Annotated in this window: 1 protein-coding gene and 1 pseudogene; both read left to right on the top strand. The window is 43.5% G+C overall.

The genetic code is table 11. The annotated features are described in order from the left end of the window. Positions 1–216: pseudogene (locus R7Z50_RS29765) on the top strand (hybrid sensor histidine kinase/response regulator); the annotation flags it as partial. A gap of 95 nt (positions 217–311) precedes the next feature. Beyond that, complete coding sequence (locus R7Z50_RS29760; RefSeq protein ID WP_180926666.1) at positions 312–554, top strand: hypothetical protein; 243 nt, start codon at positions 312–314, stop codon at positions 552–554. Positions 555–568: the final 14 nt, after the last annotated feature.

Here is a 568-nt window from a genome sequence, read left to right as displayed (position 1 = left end):
GACGCCAGCGAAAAAATCAAGCAGAGCTCTCCAACTACACCAATCATCGCCCTGTCTGTCGAGTCTGGAGAGAAAGAGCTCGAGATGATCGCTAAATTGATGGATGGTCGTCTGGAAAAGCCAACCACACTCAACGCATTGCGTGATGTACTGGTGCGATGGCTTCATTTCGATAAAATCAGCGTAACGAACAGTTATCAAATTGCGAATGAATAGTTGGCATTAAAACTGCTTAACTGAAGTACAAACCGAATTATCCAGAGCGTTGAGCTTGCTGTTATGCAGTCAGTAAGCTTGATAAGGAGATGGCTATGTTACTTCACCGACACACATATTACGGCTTGATTCATCACGGAATAAAAGCACTATTGTTAGACAGAATCGGACGCTACACCGAGGAAGAGTATCACCAATATTTGAGCCTAATGACAGGCAAATCGACTTGCTTCACCATGACGCATGAAGAGCTAGAAGCCACCATCGATAACTTGTTGAGAGAAGGCTATTTGGAAGACGTAAAGTCTCTGATTTCTCAATACCAACGTGTGGCGTAGGAAAAAATCGTTTA

Source organism: Vibrio sp. 1249-1, assembly GCF_033340495.1.
Note: the sequence above shows the minus strand (reverse complement) of the source record. Positions and strands in the feature narration are given on the sequence as shown.